Source organism: Chryseobacterium ureilyticum (assembly GCF_900156735.1).
Lineage (GTDB): Bacteria > Bacteroidota > Bacteroidia > Flavobacteriales > Weeksellaceae > Chryseobacterium > Chryseobacterium ureilyticum.
This window is the reverse complement of record NZ_FTOL01000002.1, coordinates 316471-338480: the sequence shown is the minus strand read 5'-3', so window position 1 is coordinate 338480 and position 22010 is coordinate 316471. Positions and strand designations below refer to the sequence as shown.

Below are 22010 nucleotides of genomic sequence, written 5' to 3'. Positions count from 1 at the left end.
GTATTTAATTCTACAGTTTGTAGGTCAATGTAAAATAATAGTTTCTCGGCATGATTGGGTTTACTGAGTAATTCTCATGTACGTTGTAGTTGACAACATCAAATAGGTTACCCACTCTTCCTTGGATAGAGAATTTTTTCCACTCGTAGCCAACGGAAAGAGAAACAGTCGTGTAGTCTTTCAGATCAAACATTCTAGTCACATTGTTTCTACTTGTATTGGTAGATTTTGTATCATTCCATCCAGCGATTCTGTCTCCGATATAATAAACTCCAGCCCCAACTTTTAATCCTTTTACGTAGTTTGTAAATTTATAGAAAACGGAAGCATTTGCTGTTGTAGCAGGTGTTCTTACTAATCTTTGGTTTTCAATATATCCTTTTTCAGGAGTATCAATATAAACAGAATTGTTATAAGAGAAACCTCCGATAATAGACCAGTTTTCTGTTGGATTTCCTGTAATGTCTAATTCCACACCACGGCTTCTCATATTTCCTGCCAATTCTTTAAGATTGGTATCTGTTGAAGTTACCGGTGCTCCATTTGTATTAGAAGGGAACCAATATGTTTGATAATAATTGTTGTACATAATCTGGTAAGCTGTTAAATTAACAGCTAAAGCATTGTTCCAGAAATTCTTTTTAACACCAATTTCGTATTGATCAACTGTTGATGGCTTTATACTTTGTTTTGATAAAGCATTCAATTGGTTTTGGATGTCAGCAGGAAGTTGATTTGTATTTACCGTATTAAATTGATCTGAAGTATATCCTGAGTTTGAAGCAAACGAATTAGTATACGTTGCAAATACAGAAAGGTTTTCATTAGGAGCATAAACCAAACCTACCTTTGGAGAAAATGCATTATCAGAAGTTGAAGAATTTGCTACTTCAAACTTCTCATTGGATGCAAAACGGGTAGTCAATGTTGGCATATTTTCTACATAAGACCATCTTAATCCAGCAATTACTTTTAGCTGTTTTGTTAAGCTGATAAAATCTTGTGCATAGATTCCGATTCTTCTTGTATTGATTCTGTTTCTTGTAGTAAGGGTAGAATTGGGCATACCAATATTTCCCCATGTTGAAGGATCATCTAAATAAAGAAGGTTTTTTGGGTCTGTAACGGTATAAGCGTAAGCATCTGCCTGACTATAATCTGCATCAGAACCAATTAAAATTTTATGATTGATTTTTCCTGTATTGAACTCACCATTGATGTTTACTTGTGCAGAAGTATAATTCTGTTCGTTGTAAGTTTTACCAAAAGGTCTTTTCCAAGATAATCTGTTAGGATCTGCAGTTTTATCATATATCCATTGTACTCTTTCAGAAGAAAAATAATCTTTCGTATAGTTTTGATAAGATGCAGTAGCGTTCAAAGACCATCTTTCGTTAAATTGATGATTGAATGTTACATTTGTTGAAGCTTGCTGTACATTCTGATATTGCCAGTCTGTTCCATAGAAAACGTTTCTGGAAATATTATCATTCAATCTATAGCTTTGGTCTTTTTCGGTAATAGATCCAAGTCCGAAATCAGGAGTGAAGTTATTTTTAAGGTAATCTGCCTCAACAATTAATTGAGATTTTTCACTTAAATTAAATAAAAATGATGGATTGAAGTAATACTTTTCAGATTGTACAACATCTCTGAAACTTTCAGCGTATTCGTAAGTTCCGTTTACTCTGAAAGCAATATTTTTAGATAAAGGTCCATAAACATCTACTGTTGGTTTATAAGTATTCCAGCTTCCGCCATTCAATCCTATACTTCCGCCAAAATTAAACTTAGGTTTTTTCGTAATCATATTGATAACTCCTCCGGCAGCAGTATTTCCATAAAGCATTGCGTTTGCTCCTTTTAAAACTTCTACTCTTTCAAGACCACTTACTTCAGGGAAAACTCCACTATTTATTCTTGACCCGTTCTTGAAAATATTGTCATTTCCTAAGATAAAACCTCGTCCACCAAAACTGTCCTGTGAGTTTCCTCTTGAAGAAGTCACATACATTCCGTTTACGTTTTGTAGAACATCACTCAATTGTTTTGCCTGCTGCTGCTCAATGATTTCATGAGTAACAATAGCAATAGGCTGTGGAGTTTCCATTATCGTAAGTTTCGACTTTGTAGAAAGTGGCTTAGCTTGGTTTGGATTTCCTGTTTTGTGAAGATTGATGTCCTCAATAGTTTGGGTTCTGATAGTATCTGCTTCAACGTTTTTAAGCTGTGCGCTTAATGAAACAGCGGTAAATAGAAGACCTAAAGATAGTAGTTGTCTTTTCATTTTATTTTTATGTAGAACAGTTTTAAATAAGGCGCAAATGTAAGTATTTGTTTAGAATGAATAAAAATTAATTTATGATTTTTGTCATGTCATTTTAAGTTGAAATACATGGATTATTTCTATCATTGTGGTAGCTGAGGATTTCAGCGTTTTTTATGAATATATTTGTTTAAAATTTATAAATATGCAATTGGTAAAAGCTGGGCTTTGTGCCTTTGGAATGAGCGGGAAGGTGTTTCATGCACCGTTTTTAAAGGAACATCCGGGATTTTTTATTTCTGCCGTAGTAGAAAGAAGTAAAGAGGAGTCTAAAGAAAAATATCCCGAGGCTACCATCTATCGTTCGGTGGACGAGATGCTTGAAAATGCAGATATAGAACTTGTGATTGTTAATACACCGGTTCAGACTCATTATGAGTATGCAAAAAAAGCTCTTGAAGCCGGAAAAAATATTATTGTTGAAAAACCATTTACAGTAGATGTTGCAGAGGCAGAAGAGTTGGTAAAGCTTGCAGAAGAAAAAGGATTATTTCTGAGTGTATATCAAAACCGAAGATTTGATAGGGATTTTCTACAGGTACAAAAAGTTTTAAATGAAGGAAAACTTGGAAATATCAAAGAAGCTGAAATTCGTTTTGACAGATTCCGAACTACTCCAAGTGGAAAGCAGCATAAAGAAAGTCCGGACCAGATAGGTTCAGGCTCATTACATGATTTGGGAGCACATCTTGTAGACCAGGCAGTGCAATATTTTGGTTATCCTGAAAAATTGTTTGCAGATGTATTTTCTATGAAAGGACCTGCTTTTGCAAATGATTATTTTGAGATTCTATTATTCTATAAAAATGACCTGAGAGTAAGATTAAAATCTTCAGTGTTTGCTAAAGAAGATCATTATGCCTATAAAATTTTTGGTGATAAAGGAAGCTTTTTACAAGAGAGAACCGATAATCAGGAAGCTGAATTAGTTGCAGGAGCTATTCCTGTTTATGGTAGCGAATGGATGCAGCCTTTGAAAGAAGCAGATGGGATTTTAAACTATTTGAATGAAAGTTCCGAAATAGAAAGAGTAATCACTTCAAGTGAGGCTGGAAATTATATGAATTATTACCAGCAGATTTATGAGCATATTGTTTTTGGATATCCTTTGCCATCTCCGGGAAAAGAAATTATTCAGAATATGAAGATCATAGATGCTTCTTTAGAAAGTACAAAAGAAGAAAAGGTAGTTGTATTGTAGATAATTAATGAGTTATGAATTAGGTCAAAGTTTAACTCTCTGACCTAATTTATAACTTATGTTTTTTATAACAATTCCTGAAGCTCCAGCCATCTCATCTCGTGGTTCTCCAGTTTTTCAGAAACGGTTTCCAGCTCTGATGACAGTTTGGCAATTTTTTCATAATCAGTTTCATTGTTAAGCTGATCTAAAATTTTAGCACGTTGTTCTTCCAGTTCAGGCATTTCTTTATCAATCGTTTCTAATTCTCTTTGTTCCTTAAAGGTTAATTTTCTTTTTTGAGAATTGGTAGCTGAAGTATTCGCAGGGGCAGCAACGGTTTCTTTTACAGGTTCAGGTTTTGAAGTTGAATTCTTTTCCAAAGCATCTTCACGGCTTTTTGCTTCACGATATTCTGAGAAATTTCCAACAAAATCTCTTATTTTTCCATCTCCTTCAAAAGCAAGAACATGGTCTACAATTCTATCCATGAAATACCTGTCGTGGGAAACGATAATCAAAGACCCCTGAAATTGTTGCAGGAAGTTTTCAAGAACCGTTAATGTAGGTAGGTCTAGATCATTCGTAGGCTCATCAAAGATTAGGAAGTTAGGATTCTGATAAAGAATATACATCAGGTGTAACCTTCTTTTTTCTCCTCCTGAAAGCTTCGAAATTGGTGAATATTGTGTTTGGTCGTCAAATAAGAATAATCTCAGGAACTGCGATGCAGAAAGACTTCTCCCGTTTGCCAAAGGATAAAATTCAGCAATTTCTTTAATGAAGTCGATTACGCGCTCATCTTCTTTATAAGTAAGACCTTTCTGAGCAAAATATCCGAAAGAAATAGTTTCTCCCGTTTCAATTTCCCCTTTGTCAATTGTTTCCAATCCCTGAATGATATTCAGTAACGTAGATTTTCCGGCGCCATTTTTTCCGATGATTCCTACTTTCTCCCCACGCTGGAACTGATAGCTGAAATCTTTTAATAAAACTTTGTTACCAAAACTTTTGTCAATATTTTTAAGCTCAAGAATTTTATTTCCCAGACGTTTCATTTCAAAATCTAGCTCAAGACCTTGTTTTCTGGTGTCGGTTTTAGCAACCTTTTCTGTTTCGTAGAAAGCGTCAATTCTGCTTTTTGACTTTGTAGTTCTAGCCTTAGGCTGTCTTCGCATCCATTCAAGTTCCTTTCTGTAAAGGTTGTTAGCTTTATCTATGGTCGCGTTTGTGTTTTCCTCACGAATCATTTTGTTCTCAAGGTACGTAGCATAAGAACCGTTATGAACATAAAGATTTCCGTCTTCCATTTCCCAGATAATATCACAAACACTGTCAAGGAAATATCTGTCGTGGGTAACGAGTAATAATGTGATTTTTGCTTTATTCAGATAATTTTCAAGCCATTCTACCATATCCACATCAAGGTGGTTGGTAGGTTCGTCCATGATAAGCAATGTATGCTTGTGCTCAGCTCTGGTTTCTGTCAATAATTTAGCCAAAGCTACACGTTTGATCTGTCCCCCGGAAAGCGTTCCCATTTTAGCTTCAAGATCGGTGATCTTTAGTTGGGAAAGAATCTGTTTCATTTCATTTTCAAGATCCCAGGCTTTGTGAGCTTCCATATCAGCAAGAGCTTTTTCAATAAAAGCATGATCTGTAGAATGCAGAGACTTGTGATAATTCTTTAAGGCAAGAATAGGTTCAGAGTCTAAAGTCATCATAAACTCGTCAATAGTCAGTTTTGGATCAAAATTAATTTCCTGATCAAACAGAACTACCTGGATATCCTTATTAATAATCGCATTTCCGCTATCCGCAATTTCTTTACCCATTAAAATTTTCAGAAGGGTAGATTTCCCGCTTCCGTTTTTGGCAACAATAGCAATTTTGTCTCCTTCATTAATGTGAAAAGTAATGTTTTCAAACAAAACTTTGATGCCATAGGATTTGGTAAGATTTTCTGCAGAAACGTAATTCATTGGAAATTAATAGTTTGATTTTAATTTTAAACTGAATCGCAAAAATACGAAAAATGTAGCCATAAAACTTTCCGGCGTATCCTCTATGAGGATGAATATTTATAATTTTTTAATAAACTGTGTTCATTGTCTGCAAAAACTATTCGGTAAATTTGATGGTATAAATAAGAAGCTGGAAACTGGAGATGAGAAGCTAGAAGTTTAATAATCTTTAAAAAATCGGGTTGTATTTTCAACTCAATAAGTTCTAGCGCCAGACTCTCAACTTTATAACATAATAAATATTAAATCTGATTTGAAGCAAATGAAAAAAGTAATCGTTGACATGGATGGAGTAATGGCAGATGTTTATCATCAGCTGGCACAGTTTGAAAAAAGAGATACAGGAAAAGAGATTGAAATCAGTGAAACAGCAGGGAAACCTGAACTGGAAGTTTTCCCCAATGGAAAAAAACACGTGAATGAAATAGGTTTTTTCAGAACATTACCTGTAATGGAAGGCAGTCGCGAAGCAATGGAATACCTGAATAATAAATATGAATTGTATATTGTTTCTGCAGGGATGGAGTTTCCAAACAGTCTAAGAGAGAAATATGACTGGCTTGCTGAGCATTTTCCATTCATTACATGGGAGCAGATTGTATTGTGTGGAAGTAAGAAAGTAGTGTCAGGAGATGTAATGATTGATGATTATCCAAAGAATTTAGATCATTTTTCCGGACAAAGACTGATTTTTACGCAACCTCATAATGAGCTGATCGAAAACGAAACTTACGAGCGTGTAAATTCATGGGAAGAAATTATGAATATTCTATAAGCTTTTCAGGTTTTTAAATAATTACTCTAAAACCTTGATGATTTAAAATAACTTTAACTAAAACAAGATTTATTTTAATAAGATATTATGAGTGTTGGTGTTTCAAAATAAATAAGTTTGCATCAAACTTTTAACATGAGAAAACTTAAAGCTCTATTCTTTATTTGTACAGCTTCTATTCTGAATGCGCAAGTCATTTCAGGAACTATTATTTCTAAAAATGAGAACCAACCTATTCCTTATGTGAAAATAGGAGTAGAAAAGAAAACTACCGGAACTATTTCTGACGGTAAAGGAAACTTTTCAATCGATCTTTCTCAATCTGATCCACAACAAAAAATAAAGATTGAAGTACCGGGATATGATTCGTATGTAGAAACAATAGAAAATTTTAAAAAGCACGACCAGCAGAAAATATTTTTAAATGAGAAAACTAAAAATATTAAAGAAGTTACTATTAAAGCAAAAAAGCTTGTTGATAAAAACTGGGGAGTAAATACAAAAACGAAAAGTGTTACCTACTTTGTAAATCCGGCAACGGGTAGAAAAGATTTTCTGGGAGAAACAGCTCTGGAATTTAATACAAAGAAAAGATCAAAGATCAGAAACATCAACCTGAATATAGCACGTTATAATTCTACTGAGCCAGTTTTGATGCGATACAGTATCTACAGTGAAAAAAATGGTCTTCCCGATAAAAATATTCTGGATGAAGAAATTACCATTGCCCTTACTGAAGATATGATAAAAGACGGAACCTTTACTTTAGATGTTAATGACCGTAATATCTGGGTTCAGGGAAAATTCTTCGTGGGAATTCAGTTCTTAAAAGAATTTGATGGAAATATTAAAATCAGTGCTGCATTGTTCAGAACGGGATTTATTAGAGAATTTTACGGAGACTGGATGAAAATGTCCATTGCTGCTCCTGCTATAAATATTGATGTAAAAGTGGATAAAAACAGTAAGGATTCAAAAGATGATTATGGTGGATATGCAGATGATGATATCTCTGAGGGCTGGCTGGCGGATAATTCAAAAAATATAGAAGAAGCCAATCAGTCCATATATGGTAAAAATGAATCTGCCGGAAAATATGTAAAACTGAAAGATACAGATCTTTATTATGAAGTATATGGTGAAGGAGAGCCTTTCGTATTGCTTCACGGAAATTCAGGAAGTATTAAAGATTACTATCAGCAAATTCCGGTTTTGTCTAAACAATATAAAATAATTGCTATAGATACAAGAGGGCAGGGGAAAAGTAAAGATACCTCTAAGAGGGATTTTACCTATAAATTATTTGCAGACGATGTAAAAGCTTTAGCAGATGAACTGAAGCTTGATAAAATTAATATTGTAGGTTGGAGCGATGGTGGATGTACAGGGCTTGAATTTGCACTGAAATATCCAGAACGTCTTAATAAGCTTGTAACCATTGGAGCTAATACTTTTCCTGAAGGAGTAGAAGATAAACTTATCGAGCGTTTTACCAATCAAATGAAGCAGCTGAATGATATGGCTCCTGAAGAAACATTTAGGGAGCGAAGGCTTTTAAAGATCATGCTAACGCAGCCTAATATCAGTAAAGATGATTTAAATAAAATAAAAAACCCGGTTCTCGTCATTGCTGGGGATAGAGATGTTATCAAGCCGGATCATACAAAATTTATTTCCAAACAAATTCCAAATGCTGAAATGAAAATTTATAAAGATACCACTCATATGGTTCCTTATGAAAAACCGGATCAGCTTAATGCAGATATTCTGAGTTTCCTTGGAAAGAAATAAATAAACAAGAAGAAGGAAGATTGAGGCTGGAAGTTTAAAAAGCTCCTTTTGATTTCAACATTGAAATTAAAAGGAGCTTTTTTCCAATAATTGGAAAACAAAACTTAAAATTATTTTTTTAAACTTCCATTTTCCTGAACCAATCATCTTTTCTTATCAATCCAACGTTAGTCTTTTCAAAGACCATGAATTACCATTATAAATATCAAGATCTACTTTAGTATTGATTCCGTGAACAATTCCGTTTTCGGTAAATTGCCAGAAATCCCATTGGCTATCGGGAGATGGAGTAGGAACATCATTATAATTGGCAAGCCACAACGGATAATCCTCAAATTCACCCTTCAGGAAATCTTTATAGTAATGATAATAGGTGTAAATGATCGGTTTGGTGCCGTAAGTTTCTTCCACGATTTTACACCATACTTTTAAATCTTCTACCAATTTCTTATTAGTCTTACGTTTCGGGATTTTTTCAATATCCAAAATAGGAGGAAGGTCACCACTTTCCAATTTTACATTAGCAAGAAAATTATTGGCTTGAATCACCGGATCTTCATCTGCCCTGTAAAAATGATAAGCACCCCGAATCAGATCGTGTTTTTTTGCCATTTCCCAAAACTCATCAAAATGCTTATCAGCACTACGGTTTCCCATCGTAGCACGCATGACTACAAACTCCAGTGGAATTGTTCTGTTGCCAATGCTGAGGCTATCCCATTTGATATCTTCCTTATTTTGATAATGAGAAACATCAAAGCCATACGTTTTATCAAGATTATTCGCTAAAATCCTTTGAATTCTGGAACTTTCCTTTTCACTGTTGTGAAGCTTTTTGTGGGTAAACTTATTAAAGTACAAAGCATAGTAGTAACTGACAGATTGTTTAAGGTAAAATCCAGTACCAATTAAAGCCACTATTAAGATTGCTAATATCACCCAACGACGGAAAAAATAATTCTTTCGTCGGTTCTTATGGATTCGTTTGGCAGTTTTTTTGGTGTACTTTTTTTGTGTCATAAAGTTTTGCAAAACTAACTTTTTTCACTACTAAATGCTAAATAAAATCAGTAAATTTGTGTATTATGGAAACACGCGAAAAAATCATCATTATTGGAGGAGGATTTGCGGGGCTGCAGCTTGCAAAAACGTTGAATAACAAGAACAAAAAGGTCATTGTTCTGGATCGGGTGAATCATCATATGTTTCAGCCGCTTTTTTATCAGGTAGCCTCCGGGAGGATAGAACCTTCCAATATTTCCTTTCCTTTCAGAAAGATTTTTCAGCAATCCAGAAACACCCAGTTCCGGATGACGGAAGTAAAAGAAATTGATGCTGCAAACAATAAGGTCATTACCGATGAAGCAGAATTTACTTACGATAAATTGATCATCGCCACAGGCTGTAAAACTAATTTTTTCGGTAACAAAGAACTCGAAGGAAAAGCGTTCGGAATGAAAAATACCCAGGAAGCTATTAGTATCAGAAATCACGTTCTGATGACCTTCGAAAAACTAATCATTGAAAAAAGCCGAAGCGACGATGGTAACTGGAATATTGTTATCGTAGGAAGTGGTCCTACCGGTGTAGAGCTGGCAGGAGCCTTTGCCGAAATGAAAAAAGATATTCTTCCACGAGATTATCCTTACATGAATTTCGATCAGCTGAAGATCATTCTTGTGAGTTCTACAGAAAAGCCACTTGCGGTAATGAGCAGCGAAGCACAGGAAAAATCTGAAAAATATCTCAAAGATCTTGGCGTTACATTCATGAGCGGAGAAGTTGTTACAGACTATGACGGTGATAAAGTTCATCTAAGAAGCGGCAAGGAGATTCCTTCCAATAATGTCATTTGGGCAGCTGGAGTTACAGGAAATGTGATTGACGGTTTTCCTGAAGAAAAATTAGTAAGAAACAGATATATTGTAGATCGTTACAATAAAATAAAAGGGTACGATAATATTTATGCAATCGGAGACATCGCTTACATGGAAACTCCAAGGTATGCGCAAGGACATCCTCAGGTTGCCAATGTAGCCATTAATCAGGCAAAAAATTTAGGTAGAAACCTATTAAAGAAAAATGCCGGTGAATGGAAAGAATATGAGTATGAAGATAGAGGTTCACTTGCAACCATTGGAAAGCACAGAGCCGTTGTAGACCTACCATTTATAAAATTTCAAGGATTTTTAGCATGGTATTTCTGGATGTTTCTCCATTTAATGCTAATTTTGAGCGTTCGAAATAAGCTAGCCATATTCTTCAACTGGATGTGGAGCTATATCAACAAGGATTCTTCCTTAAGATTAATTATTATACCGACTAAGAAAAACGGAACATTACAATGAGAATTGATATAATAAGCGTACTTCCAGAATTGATGGAAAGTCCGTTTAAGACCTCTATTTTGAAGAGAGCAATGGATAAAGGACTGGTAGAAGTACACTTTCATCATCTGAGAGATTGGGCTATAAATAAGCACAGGCAAATAGACGATGAACCTTATGGTGGTGGAGCAGGAATGGTAATGATGGTAGAGCCATTGGATAAATGTATTTCAGAACTTAAATCTCAAAGAGAGTATGATGAGGTTATTTATCTGACTCCGGACGGAGTAACACTGAATCAGAAGATTGCCAATTCTCTTTCAATAAAAAATAATCTGATCTTTCTTTGCGGACACTATAAAGGAATAGACCAAAGAGTAAGAGATCTTCATATTACCAAAGAAATCTCAATAGGAGACTATGTCTTAACCGGAGGAGAGCTTGCAGCATGCGTTCTTGCAGATTCTATTATACGATTACTTCCTGGAGTTTTGAATGATGAACAGAGTGCTTTGACAGATAGTTTTCAGGATGATCTTCTATCACCACCCATTTATACAAGACCGGAAAGCTATAAAGGCTTAGATGTTCCTAAAATACTTTTAAGTGGGAATTTTGGGAAAATTGAAGAATGGCGTCATGAAGAAGCGGTGAGAATTACCAAAGAAAAACGTCCGGATCTGTTGTAAAAAATATATTTGAATTCATTAAATATTAATTTTTATGTGTTCAATTTATAATCTTGCTAAATGGAATAATATTTGTTATTATTTTAAAATATAAGAAAAATATTAGTTTCTTTTGTTGTAATTTGATTTTTTATTTTAATTTTTCGACGTTTTATATATTGTTTTGATTTTGATATATTGAATAGATTTGTTAAATAATTGAAAATATAATTCCCTAAAAGTAGTTTTATTGGTATTTTTTACTATATTTGAACGATTTCTTATTAGAAATTGATTTAATAGGTATTGTAGAAGATTCAATGAATTTTGATGAAAAATAAATAAATTTACATTTAGAAAAAGAACATATTAAAATTAAAGTATAGAAATTTGTGTTGATGGAACTGTTCTCTTTTTATAATGTTGAAAATTTATTTTTACCTGACCCTAAACCTGTACATAAATTAGATCCTACAAAATCAGGTTTAAGGAACTGGGACGAGAGAAGATATAAAAACAAGCTTTTTAAGATCTCTCACGTATTTCAACTGATGAAGGAGGAAAACGGTACACTACCATTTATAATAGGATTATCCGAAGTTTCCGGAAGGAAAGTTTTGGAAGATCTTGTGGAACTAGAACCTTTTAATTCAGAATATGGAATTGTTCATTACAATTCAATGGATGAAAGAAAAGTAGATGTTGCCATGTTATATGATAAAAATAAAGTAGAGGTTATAGATTCTGAAACCATTACTTTCTTTTTTGAAATTATAAATAAAAACACAGGAAATTACGACACAACCAGAGACGTACTTTTTTCAAAGGTTAAATATAAAGACGAAGTTATTAATGTCTTTATTGCGCACCTTCCCTCTAAGCGCGAAAAAGATATCAATAAACCCAAAAGAGCCTTTATACTTAATGAAGTCCGGCAACGGATCATGAAAATCGTAGATGAAGATAAGGAACATGTAATATTGTGTGGTGATTTTAACGAAAACCCGGATGATGAAAATTTAGTTCAAATTCTCTATGACAATAATCATGAGAAGGTTTTGATAAACCCTTTTCAAGAGTTGTTTTCTACAAGAAATTATTCTACTTTTCATTATAAATCTGGATTGTTGTATGATCAGATCATTATGTCAAAATCCCTTGTTGACAATAAAGTACTGGCTTTTCAGGAAGCCTGTATATTTAACTCTGAAAAAATCAGCAGCAGAACCAGAAATTTTGAAGGTCGACCTTTCCGAACCTATGCCGGTACACGGTACTTAGGCGGATACAGTGATCATTTTCCGGTTTTTGTAAAGTTTAAAAGCTTACAGTAAAAAAACATAAATAATAAAAAAGTAGAAAATGAAAAATTCGAGCAACACAAGCTATCACTTAGATTCAATTGACAAGGAAATTATTTACATGCTGATGGATAATGCTAAAACATCTTTAGCACACATCTCTAAAAATGTAGGAATCTCTACAACAGCAGTACACCAAAGAATTAAGAAACTTGAACACGCTGGGGTAATTGAGAATTCAATTTCATTCCTTAATCCTAAAAAAATCGGATATAAAGTAATTTCATATATCGGTGTATTTTTAGATCAGCCAAGTCATTATCCTGAAGTAGTAAAATCTTTACACGATATTAATGAAGTGGTAGAAGCGCACTATACAACAGGGAATTATACAATATTCCTTAAGGTTCTTTGTAAGGATAATGATCATTTGATGCAAATCCTTAGCAAACTTCAAAAATTGAAGGGGGTAACAAGAACAGAAACTTTTATATCTTTGGAACAAGGTATTTACAGACAATTGAAAGTATAACGATATGAACATAGCCCAATATTTGGATTCAACCTACCTGAAAACACCAGAACAATCAGGTATTTCGAATGAAGAAACACTTCAAATTGATAAAAAACTTACTCAGGAAGCTATTGATAATGGTATTTTTGCCGTAATGATCCGACCGGATTATGTAGCGGAAATCAAAAAATATATTCAGGAGAGAAATTCAAATGTTGCAGTAGGAACTGTAATAGGCTTTCACGAAGGAACGTATTCAATTGATGAAAAGCTTGCTGAAGCTTCAAAAGCAATAGAAGACGGAGCTGATGAATTAGATTTTGTAATTAATTATAATGCATATCTTCAGGGAGAAACAGAATCGGTAAAAGAAGAATTTGTAAAATGTACAAAGCTGGCTTTAGACAACCATAAAATTGCTAAATGGATCATTGAAATTGCAGCTTTAACTGATGTGCAAATTGCTGATCTTACTAAAAATATTTCTACCTGGGCAGAAGAAAATTTCTCTGAAAATGAATGGTCTAAGATTTTTGTAAAGTCTTCAACAGGATTTTACAAAACTGAGGATGGGAAACCTAACGGAGCAACATTTGAAGGAATAAAAATTATGCTTGACAATGCAGGGAAACTTCCTGTAAAAGCTGCCGGAGGAGTAAGAACTCCAGAAGATGCTGAAAAAATGATCAGCATGGGTGTAAAGCGAATCGGAACCTCTTCAGCATTAGCATTGATTAAAAACGAATCTTCATCAGAAGGATATTAAAATAGATTCAAAAGAATAAAAAAACCATCAAATAAATTTGATGGTTTTTTTATTTTATACCTGTTCCTGATATTCTTCGTAGAATTTTTGGGTTTCTTTAATTAAAGCATCCATCTCTTCTAATGTGAATACTTCAAGGAATCTTTTTCTGAATTCTTTAAAGTGAGGAACTCCTCTGAAATAATTGCTGTAATGCTGTCTCATTTCAACCAATCCTAATCTCTCTCCTTTCCATTCAGCGCTCCATTCAGCATGTTGACGTACAGCTAGAAGACGGTCTGAAATAGTTGGCACAGGCAAGTTTTCACCTGTTTTAAAGAAATGTTTAATTTCATTGAATATCCAAGGGTAACCAATCGCAGCGCGTCCAATCATAATTCCGTCACAAGCGTATTTTTGTTTGTATTCCAATGCTTTTTCAGGAGAATCAATATCACCATTTCCGAAAATAGGAATTTCAATATTAGGATTTTGTTTAATTCTTGAAATATGTTCCCAGTCTGCTTCTCCCTTGTACATCTGTGCACGGGTTCTTGCATGTATAGTAAGGGCTTTAATTCCTGTTTCCTGAAGACGCTCTGCTACTTCATCAATGTTGATGCTTGTGCTGTCCCATCCTAAACGGGTTTTGACTGTTACAGGAAGGTGGGTAGAGCTTACTACAGCTTTAGTAAGGCGAACCATAAGATCAATATCCTTCAATACTCCAGCTCCGGCTCCTTTGCATACTACTTTTTTCACCGGACAACCAAAGTTAATATCAACAAGATCAGGGTTTACAGTTTCAACAATTCTTGCAGACATTGCCATAGCTTCTTCATCACCCCCAAAGATCTGTATACCTACAGGTCTTTCATAATCGAAGATATCCAGCTTTTTACGGCTTTTGATTGCATCACGAATCAATCCTTCGGAAGAAATAAATTCCGAGTACATCAAGTCTGCGCCATGCATTTTACACAAACGTCTGAACGGAGGATCACTTACGTCTTCCATTGGAGCCAGCAAAAGTGGAAATTCCGGCAGTTCTATGTTGCCTATTTTTATCATGATGCAAATTTACGAAATTCTAAAAAAATGATTTTATACTATTTAAATGACTTTTTGTGTTTTGTGTTTTTTGTATCTATTAATAGGGTTTTTGTGAATTTTGTTTAATTTATTTCCTTTTTATTTGATTGATTTTCAGTTATTTTTGATTTTTAATGAAAATGTTTTTATATATTTAATAATAAAATTAATAAGTATGAACAAACTTTTACTTTGCTTAGTAACATGTCTTGCAGCATCTGAATTAGATGCACAGGTTAGTTTATCAGCTACGGCAGGTACAACTACGGGAACTTATACTACATTAATGGGTGCTTTTGACGCTATTAATGCAGGGACACATCAAGGGGCTATTACAATTGATATTACTGCTGACGTAACGGAAACTGCTACTGCCGTTCTAAATGCCAGCATTGGTACTTCGAATTATTCTTCTGTGCTGGTAAAGCCTGCAACAGGGGTAAATGCTACTATTTCAGGAGCAAGTCCTGTAGGTATTATTAAAGTGAATGGAGGTGATAATTTAACGATTGAAGGAAGCAATAATGGAACTTCTTCAAGAAATCTAACCATTAGCAATACTTTTACGGCTATTACAGGAACATCACCCGCTGTTGTTGTAATAACAAGTACTGCAACAGACGGTTCTGATAATATTACTGTAAAAAACACAAATATTGCAGGATCTAGTTCTACAGGAACAATAGCTGGGATTATTATAGCCGGATCTACATTAGGAGCAGCAGAGGTTTCCAATAATAACTTTACAGCTATTAATAATACTATTGTAAGGGCTCAGAATGGTATATTTGCTATAGGTAATGCAACGGTTACGGCGGGTGGCTATATTATTAAAAATAATGTTATAGGATCTACAGTAATAGCTGATAAGATGCTGTTCAGAGGAATTGCTTTGCAACATGCCCAGAACTTTGAAATTAGTGGAAATACAATTACCGGTGTTGTATTAGTACCTACTTCTACCGCTATTGCCTCCGGAATTTTGGTTGGTGCTAACGTTTTGAATGGAAATGTTTTCAATAATAAGATTTCCGAGGTTAGAAGTACAAATACCGCAGGATATGGAGCAGCCGGAATCTATTTGAATTCAGCCAATATAGCTTCAAATATTTCAGTATATAATAATATAGTAAGTGGAGTTGCAGGATATGGTTACAATGGCGGTGGTACCGTTGCTGATAATGGAAATGGGATAGCAATTAGTAACGGTGGTGGTTTTAAACTTTATTACAATACCATAGTGATGAATGTTAACCAATCCGTGGCGGGGAGACCTGCAGCATTAAATATAAGTACGCCTATTACAGCTGCCGGAGCTTTAGATATAAGGAATAATATCTTCGTAAATTCCCAGACTCAAACTGGAGAGAAATACGTAATTTATTCTGCCGCACCTAATACTATATTTTCTAATATTAACAATAATAATTACTTTTCTTCAGGAACTAACCTAGGGTATATTGGAGGCGCTGCAAAAGCTACCCTTGCTGATATCCAAACTGCATTCGGAGGAAATACCAATTCTCTGAACGTTTTACCTGTATTTGTATCTACAACGGATTTTCACATATCTAATTCAGGAAATGCAGCTTTAGACAATAAAGGAACTCCGATTGCCGGAATAACTTTAGATGCTGATGGAAATACAAGAAATGCAACAACACCAGATCTTGGAGCCTTTGAATTTACAGTAGAATCAATGGCTGTCAACGATGTATCTAAAAAGAAGATAAATCTTTACCCAAATCCTGTTGTTGATTATCTTTATATTAACAATGATGGAAAAATCAGAAATGTTGAAATATATAACATTTCAGGGCAGAGAGTTATAAATGAAGTTGTAAATGCTGAAAAAGCATCTGTAGATATGAGAAAAGTACCAGTAGGTGTCTATATTTTAAAAGTAAATACTGAGCGAGGATCAGAGTCTACTAAGGTCATTAAAAAATAAAAACTTATTCATAAAGTAATCCCCGATATTCCAATATCGGGGATTTTTATATAATTTAAATAGATTGATGCCGGTTCTTTAGAAGCTCGCTTTTACCTGCATACTTCCAATATGAATTGTTCTTTCTCCAGAATTTCTTCCTTCATAATTTAAATTTAACTGAATGAATGAATTAAGAGCTTGCTGAATAAATACACTCCAAACCTGATTTTTTCCGGGCTTCAGTCCATCAAGCATCTGGTTTCCTACGATACTGAAATTATTTCCAGTGAAATTATTATTGATGAAAGAAAAGTTTCCACGAATAGAAGTTTTTCTGTACTCCCATTGGATGGTTCCGGTAACATCAAACGCTTTTAGTAATTCTTCTCCGTCCAGTCTTTGCTTCTGACGATAAGCAGATGAAAGTTCTGCCTGAAGAGCATCCGTAAATTTGTAAGTAGCTTTAGGCTTGGTTTCAAAATTACTCAAATGAAAATCTCTTGTTGCAAAAAGTTGTGAAGAGTTTTTGATATCATGGACGGAATTTTCCCAGTCTACCCTAAATTCTTTATTGAACCAATACCCCATATTCAGAAAATGAGAAGTCTGTTCACGTTCTTCATTACTGAAATTGGCATTAATAAGGTTATCATTCGTGATGAATCTATAATTTCCGTTCCATCCGGATTTTTCCGTTGGATTAAACTGTACAGACGCTAAAATATTTTGGTTTTTAAGAATCTGATCACTATTTTTTTCAAACGGATTAAGGACTAAAACCTTATCTTTTTTATAGAAGGAATTTTGAGAATTCAAAGAGATATTAAAATTCCAACGCTTTAAAAATGCATTCTCTGAGTTAAGGATGATTGCCGGATTTACAAATAATGCAAGCTGCAGTTTGTTTTTATTGGAAGGAATATATCTTACTGAATTTGTATAAATTCTTATATATTGAGCTAAATCAGAATATTCTGCGATTTCAAATTCATCCAACTGTTGAATGCCATCACCGTTATAATCCGTCCATTTGTAAACACCTTGCCCATCAGTTACTTTAATATATTGGAATTCCCTCTGAGCTTCCTGTCCGTTCCCAAGTTCGTAGAAAGCCTGAAGTCTCATTCCATTTTTGAAAAGCTGTTGATTATAAAGTAAATTTCCGACAACGAAATCATTATTTCTTGATACATTACCTTCTGCACTTTGATAGAAGAATTTTCTATAATGGATTAAAGCATTTAAGCTTGTTCTTTCTGTTTTGATAATCTGACTTTCTGCCATGATCCCCAAAATATTATTCATATTTTGAAGCCTGTTATCACGTACTGAGTCATTATCTCTCATGTATACCTTTGCAAGTAATTTTGTACGCGTACTGTCTCCGATTTTCTTTTGTACAAAAAGCTCTTTCCAGCTGAAACTGGTAACATCCATTAATTGGGTATCATTGTATTTCTTTTCATTGTGTTCCATACTTCCACCGATGGTCCAGCTGCCTTTTTTTCCGGTAAATTCTGTAGATACACCACCTCGGATGAACTTGGTGTCTTGGAGTGTAGCATTTGTATTCAGATAAGAAAGGTTTCCTTTGGTAAAGAAGCGTCCCGTAAGCCAGCCAAAATCCAGGTCATTTTTTAAACCTTTGTAGGAGTCTTGTTCATTTAAATAATTGACACGATAATTTAAAGTAGATTTATTATTCCATTTATTTAAAAAGCTGAAGATAAATCTGTTTTGAGTCTTTTTATTAAATTCCTGTGTAAGGTTGAAATCTCTGGAAAATTCTACATCATTGATACGATCCAGAATATGGAATTGCTTGTCTATGTATTGATACTCAAAACTTGGAGTTCCCTTCCATGAATTTTTTGTAAAACTCTTGTTCCCGAAAATACGCCATGCATATCCTGTATTTTGATCAGAATCTTTAGATGAAAATAGATTGACATCATAGTTACTTAAAGAAATATCTGCGCCTATTTTACCTTCATTCAACAGATATTCAGAGTTAAGAGAGAAGACCTGTGATTTTTGAGGGGAAGGAAGTTTTCTTACGGCTCTGTAATCTCCGGCATTAGGACCTACATACTCAAAAACACGTCCGTTATTAGTAGTTTGTGCAGTTTTATAATCTCCTAAATTTGCTCCGAAATAAGTGAAAGATACCTGATATAATGTTTCATTAGGGTCTGTAGAAAATTCATAAAAATTCCCAGCTGGATTTAAACGATATAAAATTTTATTAACATCATATTCCGTAATAACCCCTGACGGTGCATACATCAAATTAGGGTCATTTCCGGCGTTGGCAAGAATTTGTTCATCTTCTTTAGACAAGCTTAAAGCAAGAGGTGCATTTTTGTTGTCATTTTCCATGAACATGTTCAATCCGATTTTGAACTTTTCTCTTTGATGCTCAATCTTTCCGGTAAATAAATACCTTGAATAATTCCTGTTAGCGTAGTTATAAGAAATCGTGATGAAATTCTGTTGGAAAATAGGACGGAAACTGGTAAAGGTTACTTCACCTGTGTTATAATTGATAATATAATCCTGGTTTTCTCCTCGCTTCATTAAAATTCCATCAATAAAAACCTGTTCAGAACCGGAAATCAGGGTGATAAACTGTTCTCCGTTTTTTCCTGTCAGACGATAAGGACCTTGATTTCCTTCAACCCCCTGGAAACGGATTCTGTGAAATTCACTTCGCGCTACTCCTGCAGAGATATCTAAAAAGGTTTTATTTTCCTTACCCATTTCTGTCTGAAACTGAATTCCCATGCTTCTTCTCTGGTACTTGGCAAAGTAATTTTTAGCCTCCATAAGATCCAAATGCCCAGCTCTAAGGATCGATTTATCCTTAATATTAAGCTGCATGTAAATTTTATCAAACTCTTCAAGTGTTTGTGTATAACCGTCAGCCTGAATAGGTAAATTGTGATCTGAAATACTGGCTAAAATAGTAACATCTTTAGAAAGTCGCCCGGAAATCTGAAGATCCATGGAACTTTGTACAGATTGTCCTTGGTTATTACCAAAAGTGATTCCACGGATAATAGAACCTTTAGAGTTGAGTTCTCCTAAAAACCTTTTTTTATCATTTTTAGCAAGTACAGCTTCATCAATAATGACTCTGTTATTGGTACGGATAAAATCAAGTGTATCTTTTGCAAAAATATCCTGTTCAAGCCTTGCCGCAAGAATACTGTCCTTTTTAATACTGTCTTCTGGAACGTTGGGATTCTTCCACGAAAAGACCTGAGCATTTCCTGAGAATACGCCTAAAAAGAAGAATACGAATAGTATAATAAATTTCCGCAAGTCCTGAAAAATAATTCGTAAAAATAATTAAAAAATGTTAACAGTGAAGGTCTAACTATTATTAACAGAAATTTAATTTAATTATTGTGAAGGCGGAAAAAATAAATGTAATTTAGCCTCCGAAATTATTAATTATTAAAATTTTATAATCATGAAAAAACTTTATTCGTTATTGGCAACAGCTATGTTTACAACTGTAGCGTTTGCCCAAACTACTATTTATTCTGAAAATATGGGTACTACTACCAGTACAAAGACTATTGCAGCTAATACTTTTCAAAATGCCAATCCGATAAGCTATGAAGGAAGTGGTGATGTCAGAGCTACTAATATTTCATCTGGTTATGCACAATCTTCAGGAGGTGCTAACGTAATGATTAATGCAACTGATGAAACTTTCATAATTTCAGGAATAAATACCTCAAATTATGAGAATATTCAACTTTTTTTAGGGCAAAGAAAAGGATCAGCTTCTGCTAATAATGAATTGAAAATAGAAGTGAGTGTAGATGGAACTAATTGGACATTACTTTCTTACACAAGACCTACAGGGAATGGTACTTCAAATTGGCTTTACATTAATCCTACAGGAACTATCCCAGCAACATCCAATTTAAGAGTTAAATTCACAGGGACAAACGACGTAGAATGGAGGTTAGATGATGTTAGGATAACAGGAACTGCCGCTTCGTTAGCAACTTCTGATGTAACTAAATCTAAAAAAGTTTTTGTTAAAAATACTTCTGTAGATAATGAAATTTATTTTGGAGTAAAATCTGATGTAAAGATTTTCAATGTAAACGGTCAAGTAATAAAAACAGGATCAGTTTCTGAAAATGGAGCATTAAATGTTACAGAACTTCAAAAAGGTATTTATTTCGTTACTGGAACTGTAAGCGGAAAAATTGTTTCAGAAAAAATTATTAAAAAGTAATAAATTAACTAATTGTTAAATATATACCGTTGCTTTTTTAAGTAACGGTTTTTTTGTATTTTTATTCTATAAATTTTAAAAAAAATTATTTTATGAAAAAGATCTTTACTATTTTAGGAGTTGTAGCAATTGCTGCTTTTGCAAATGCACAAAGTACCGTTTTATCTGAAAACTTTAGTTTTACAGGAGCTCTTAATGCAAACGGATGGACTACTCACAGTGGAACACCGGGACAGCTAAGTGCTAATGGGAGTGTAGCCCAATTAACAGCCGGAAACAGCGAAGATGTTAACAAAGCATTCTCATCAGTTTTTAATGTTAGTCCTACAGGATCTAGTAAAGCAGAGTATTCAGCTACAATTAATGCTGCAAGTGCAGCGGGTTTAAGTACAACTGCAGGTGATTATTTCTTAATGTTTACAGTGTCTTCAGGTACTAGCCCAGGAGTTTTTAATGCAAGACTTTTTGCTAAAGGGTCTGCAACTGGATATTCTTTGGGAATCTTAAATAATGGATTTGCACCATCAGGAACTCCTGCTCCTACACCTACTTATGGAACTGAAATTCCTTACGGAACTCCTGCTAATATTACGGTTACTTATATTATTGATAATACAGCAGGTACAAATACGGCTACTTTACAAATCAATTCACAACCATTAATTACAAGTACTGCAGGATTAGGAACTTCTCCAGCAACAATTGGTGGTGTTGCTATAAGACAAAGTGGAAGTGCAACTTCTGGAACAGGAAATCTTTCTATTGGAAATCTTTCTGCAAAAATATATACTGAAACTTTGAGTGTTTCAGATGTAAAAACAGGTAAGGCTGGAAGTTTTGTAAAAAACACTTTCGTAAAAAACAACGAAATCACTTTCGGAGCTGATGTGAAAGATGTAAAAGTTTTCAACATGTTCGGACAAGTAGTAAAAGAAGCTTCTGTAAAACAAAACGGAACTGTAAACGTTGCTGAATTAGCAAAAGGAGCTTACATCGTAACAGGTACTGTAAACAAAGAAGCAGTATCTCAAAAAATCTTAAAAGACTAATTCGTTTTTAGATAAAAATAGAATCCA

16 protein-coding genes are annotated in these 22010 nt (G+C 34.2%); 11 read left to right on the top strand and 5 right to left on the bottom strand.

Annotated features, from left to right (window positions below):
* Window positions 1–10: 10 nt before the first annotated feature.
* Window positions 11–2287: a TonB-dependent siderophore receptor gene (locus BW983_RS07745; protein ID WP_076551345.1), complete on the bottom strand. Its 2277-nt coding sequence runs from the start codon at window positions 2285–2287 to the stop codon at window positions 11–13.
* Between the two features lie 184 nt (window positions 2288–2471).
* Here BW983_RS07745 and BW983_RS07740 point away from each other — a divergent pair, with 184 nt between their 5' ends.
* Window positions 2472–3527 (top strand): Gfo/Idh/MocA family oxidoreductase, encoded by a 1056-nt coding sequence (locus tag BW983_RS07740; protein WP_076551343.1) that lies wholly within the window; start codon window positions 2472–2474, stop codon window positions 3525–3527.
* A gap of 65 nt (window positions 3528–3592) precedes the next feature.
* On the opposite strand, the gene BW983_RS07735 is transcribed toward BW983_RS07740, so the two are convergent.
* Window positions 3593–5488, bottom strand: a complete 1896-nt coding sequence (locus BW983_RS07735) for an ABC-F family ATP-binding cassette domain-containing protein (protein WP_076551341.1) — start codon at window positions 5486–5488, stop codon at window positions 3593–3595.
* 304 nt (window positions 5489–5792) lie between these two features.
* Here BW983_RS07735 and BW983_RS07730 point away from each other — a divergent pair, with 304 nt between their 5' ends.
* Window positions 5793–6305, top strand: coding sequence for a 5' nucleotidase, NT5C type (locus BW983_RS07730; RefSeq protein WP_065395110.1), 513 nt, complete (start codon window positions 5793–5795; stop codon window positions 6303–6305).
* Window positions 6306–6440: 135 nt separating this feature from the next.
* Window positions 6441–8096 (top strand): alpha/beta fold hydrolase, encoded by a 1656-nt coding sequence (locus BW983_RS23705; protein ID WP_084184380.1) that lies wholly within the window; start codon window positions 6441–6443, stop codon window positions 8094–8096.
* Between the two features lie 156 nt (window positions 8097–8252).
* On the opposite strand, the gene BW983_RS07715 is transcribed toward BW983_RS23705, so the two are convergent.
* Window positions 8253–9116 (bottom strand): glycoside hydrolase family 25 protein, encoded by an 864-nt coding sequence (locus tag BW983_RS07715; protein WP_076551338.1) that lies wholly within the window; start codon window positions 9114–9116, stop codon window positions 8253–8255.
* Window positions 9117–9181: 65 nt separating this feature from the next.
* Between BW983_RS07715 and BW983_RS07710 the strand changes: the two genes are divergently transcribed.
* The 5 genes from BW983_RS07710 (at window position 9182) to deoC (ending at window position 13672) form a co-directional block, all read left to right on the top strand.
* The gene (locus BW983_RS07710) at window positions 9182–10444 is read left to right on the top strand and encodes an NAD(P)/FAD-dependent oxidoreductase (RefSeq protein WP_076551336.1); all 1263 of its coding nucleotides are present in this window, start codon (window positions 9182–9184) and stop codon (window positions 10442–10444) included.
* Window positions 10441–11112 carry a tRNA (guanosine(37)-N1)-methyltransferase TrmD gene (trmD, locus tag BW983_RS07705; protein WP_065395107.1) on the top strand — a complete coding sequence of 224 codons (672 nt, stop codon included), beginning with the start codon at window positions 10441–10443 and terminating at the stop codon, window positions 11110–11112. The genes BW983_RS07710 and trmD overlap by 4 nt, the downstream gene beginning before the upstream one ends.
* Before the next feature lie 377 nt (window positions 11113–11489).
* Window positions 11490–12425 carry an endonuclease/exonuclease/phosphatase family protein gene (locus BW983_RS07700; protein WP_076551334.1) on the top strand — a complete coding sequence of 312 codons (936 nt, stop codon included), beginning with the start codon at window positions 11490–11492 and terminating at the stop codon, window positions 12423–12425.
* A gap of 28 nt (window positions 12426–12453) precedes the next feature.
* Window positions 12454–12924 (top strand): Lrp/AsnC ligand binding domain-containing protein, encoded by a 471-nt coding sequence (locus BW983_RS07695; protein ID WP_002976659.1) that lies wholly within the window; start codon window positions 12454–12456, stop codon window positions 12922–12924.
* Window positions 12925–12928: 4 nt separating this feature from the next.
* On the top strand, window positions 12929–13672 hold the full coding sequence (gene deoC, locus BW983_RS07690) for a deoxyribose-phosphate aldolase (protein WP_076551333.1): 744 nt from the start codon (window positions 12929–12931) through the stop codon (window positions 13670–13672).
* A 54-nt stretch (window positions 13673–13726) separates the two neighbouring features.
* Here deoC and dusB read toward each other — a convergent pair whose 3' ends face one another.
* Window positions 13727–14722, bottom strand: a complete 996-nt coding sequence (gene dusB / locus BW983_RS07685) for a tRNA dihydrouridine synthase DusB (RefSeq protein ID WP_076551331.1) — start codon at window positions 14720–14722, stop codon at window positions 13727–13729.
* A gap of 196 nt (window positions 14723–14918) precedes the next feature.
* Between dusB and BW983_RS07680 the strand changes: the two genes are divergently transcribed.
* On the top strand, window positions 14919–16694 hold the full coding sequence (locus tag BW983_RS07680; protein WP_076551329.1) for a T9SS type A sorting domain-containing protein: 1776 nt from the start codon (window positions 14919–14921) through the stop codon (window positions 16692–16694).
* Between the two features lie 78 nt (window positions 16695–16772).
* Here BW983_RS07680 and BW983_RS07675 read toward each other — a convergent pair whose 3' ends face one another.
* Window positions 16773–20000 carry a hypothetical protein gene (locus BW983_RS07675; protein ID WP_084184378.1) on the bottom strand — a complete coding sequence of 1076 codons (3228 nt, stop codon included), beginning with the start codon at window positions 19998–20000 and terminating at the stop codon, window positions 16773–16775.
* A 151-nt stretch (window positions 20001–20151) separates the two neighbouring features.
* On the opposite strand from BW983_RS07675, the gene BW983_RS07670 reads away from it, so the two are divergent.
* Together BW983_RS07670 and BW983_RS07665 are read left to right on the top strand one after the other, a co-directional pair.
* Complete coding sequence (locus tag BW983_RS07670) at window positions 20152–20934, top strand: T9SS type A sorting domain-containing protein (RefSeq protein ID WP_076551328.1); 783 nt, start codon at window positions 20152–20154, stop codon at window positions 20932–20934.
* A 92-nt stretch (window positions 20935–21026) separates the two neighbouring features.
* The gene (locus BW983_RS07665) at window positions 21027–21983 is read left to right on the top strand and encodes a T9SS type A sorting domain-containing protein (protein ID WP_076551326.1); all 957 of its coding nucleotides are present in this window, start codon (window positions 21027–21029) and stop codon (window positions 21981–21983) included.
* Window positions 21984–22010: the final 27 nt, after the last annotated feature.

Bases quoted from the DNA above. Each gene is read 5' to 3' on its own strand.
- BW983_RS07745 (WP_076551345.1), bottom strand. From the start codon at position 2,287: ATGAAAAGACAACTACTATCTTTAGGTCTTCTATTTACCGCTGTTTCA.
- BW983_RS07740 (WP_076551343.1), top strand. From the start codon at position 2,472: ATGCAATTGGTAAAAGCTGGGCTTTGTGCCTTTGGAATGAGCGGGAAG.
- BW983_RS07735 (WP_076551341.1), bottom strand. From the start codon at position 5,488: ATGAATTACGTTTCTGCAGAAAATCTTACCAAATCCTATGGCATCAAA.
- BW983_RS07730 (WP_065395110.1), top strand. From the start codon at position 5,793: ATGAAAAAAGTAATCGTTGACATGGATGGAGTAATGGCAGATGTTTAT.
- BW983_RS23705 (WP_084184380.1), top strand. From the start codon at position 6,441: ATGAGAAAACTTAAAGCTCTATTCTTTATTTGTACAGCTTCTATTCTG.
- BW983_RS07715 (WP_076551338.1), bottom strand. From the start codon at position 9,116: ATGACACAAAAAAAGTACACCAAAAAAACTGCCAAACGAATCCATAAG.
- BW983_RS07710 (WP_076551336.1), top strand. From the start codon at position 9,182: ATGGAAACACGCGAAAAAATCATCATTATTGGAGGAGGATTTGCGGGG.
- trmD (WP_065395107.1), top strand. From the start codon at position 10,441: ATGAGAATTGATATAATAAGCGTACTTCCAGAATTGATGGAAAGTCCG.
- BW983_RS07700 (WP_076551334.1), top strand. From the start codon at position 11,490: ATGGAACTGTTCTCTTTTTATAATGTTGAAAATTTATTTTTACCTGAC.
- BW983_RS07695 (WP_002976659.1), top strand. From the start codon at position 12,454: ATGAAAAATTCGAGCAACACAAGCTATCACTTAGATTCAATTGACAAG.
- deoC (WP_076551333.1), top strand. From the start codon at position 12,929: ATGAACATAGCCCAATATTTGGATTCAACCTACCTGAAAACACCAGAA.
- dusB (WP_076551331.1), bottom strand. From the start codon at position 14,722: ATGATAAAAATAGGCAACATAGAACTGCCGGAATTTCCACTTTTGCTG.
- BW983_RS07680 (WP_076551329.1), top strand. From the start codon at position 14,919: ATGAACAAACTTTTACTTTGCTTAGTAACATGTCTTGCAGCATCTGAA.
- BW983_RS07670 (WP_076551328.1), top strand. From the start codon at position 20,152: ATGAAAAAACTTTATTCGTTATTGGCAACAGCTATGTTTACAACTGTA.
- BW983_RS07665 (WP_076551326.1), top strand. From the start codon at position 21,027: ATGAAAAAGATCTTTACTATTTTAGGAGTTGTAGCAATTGCTGCTTTT.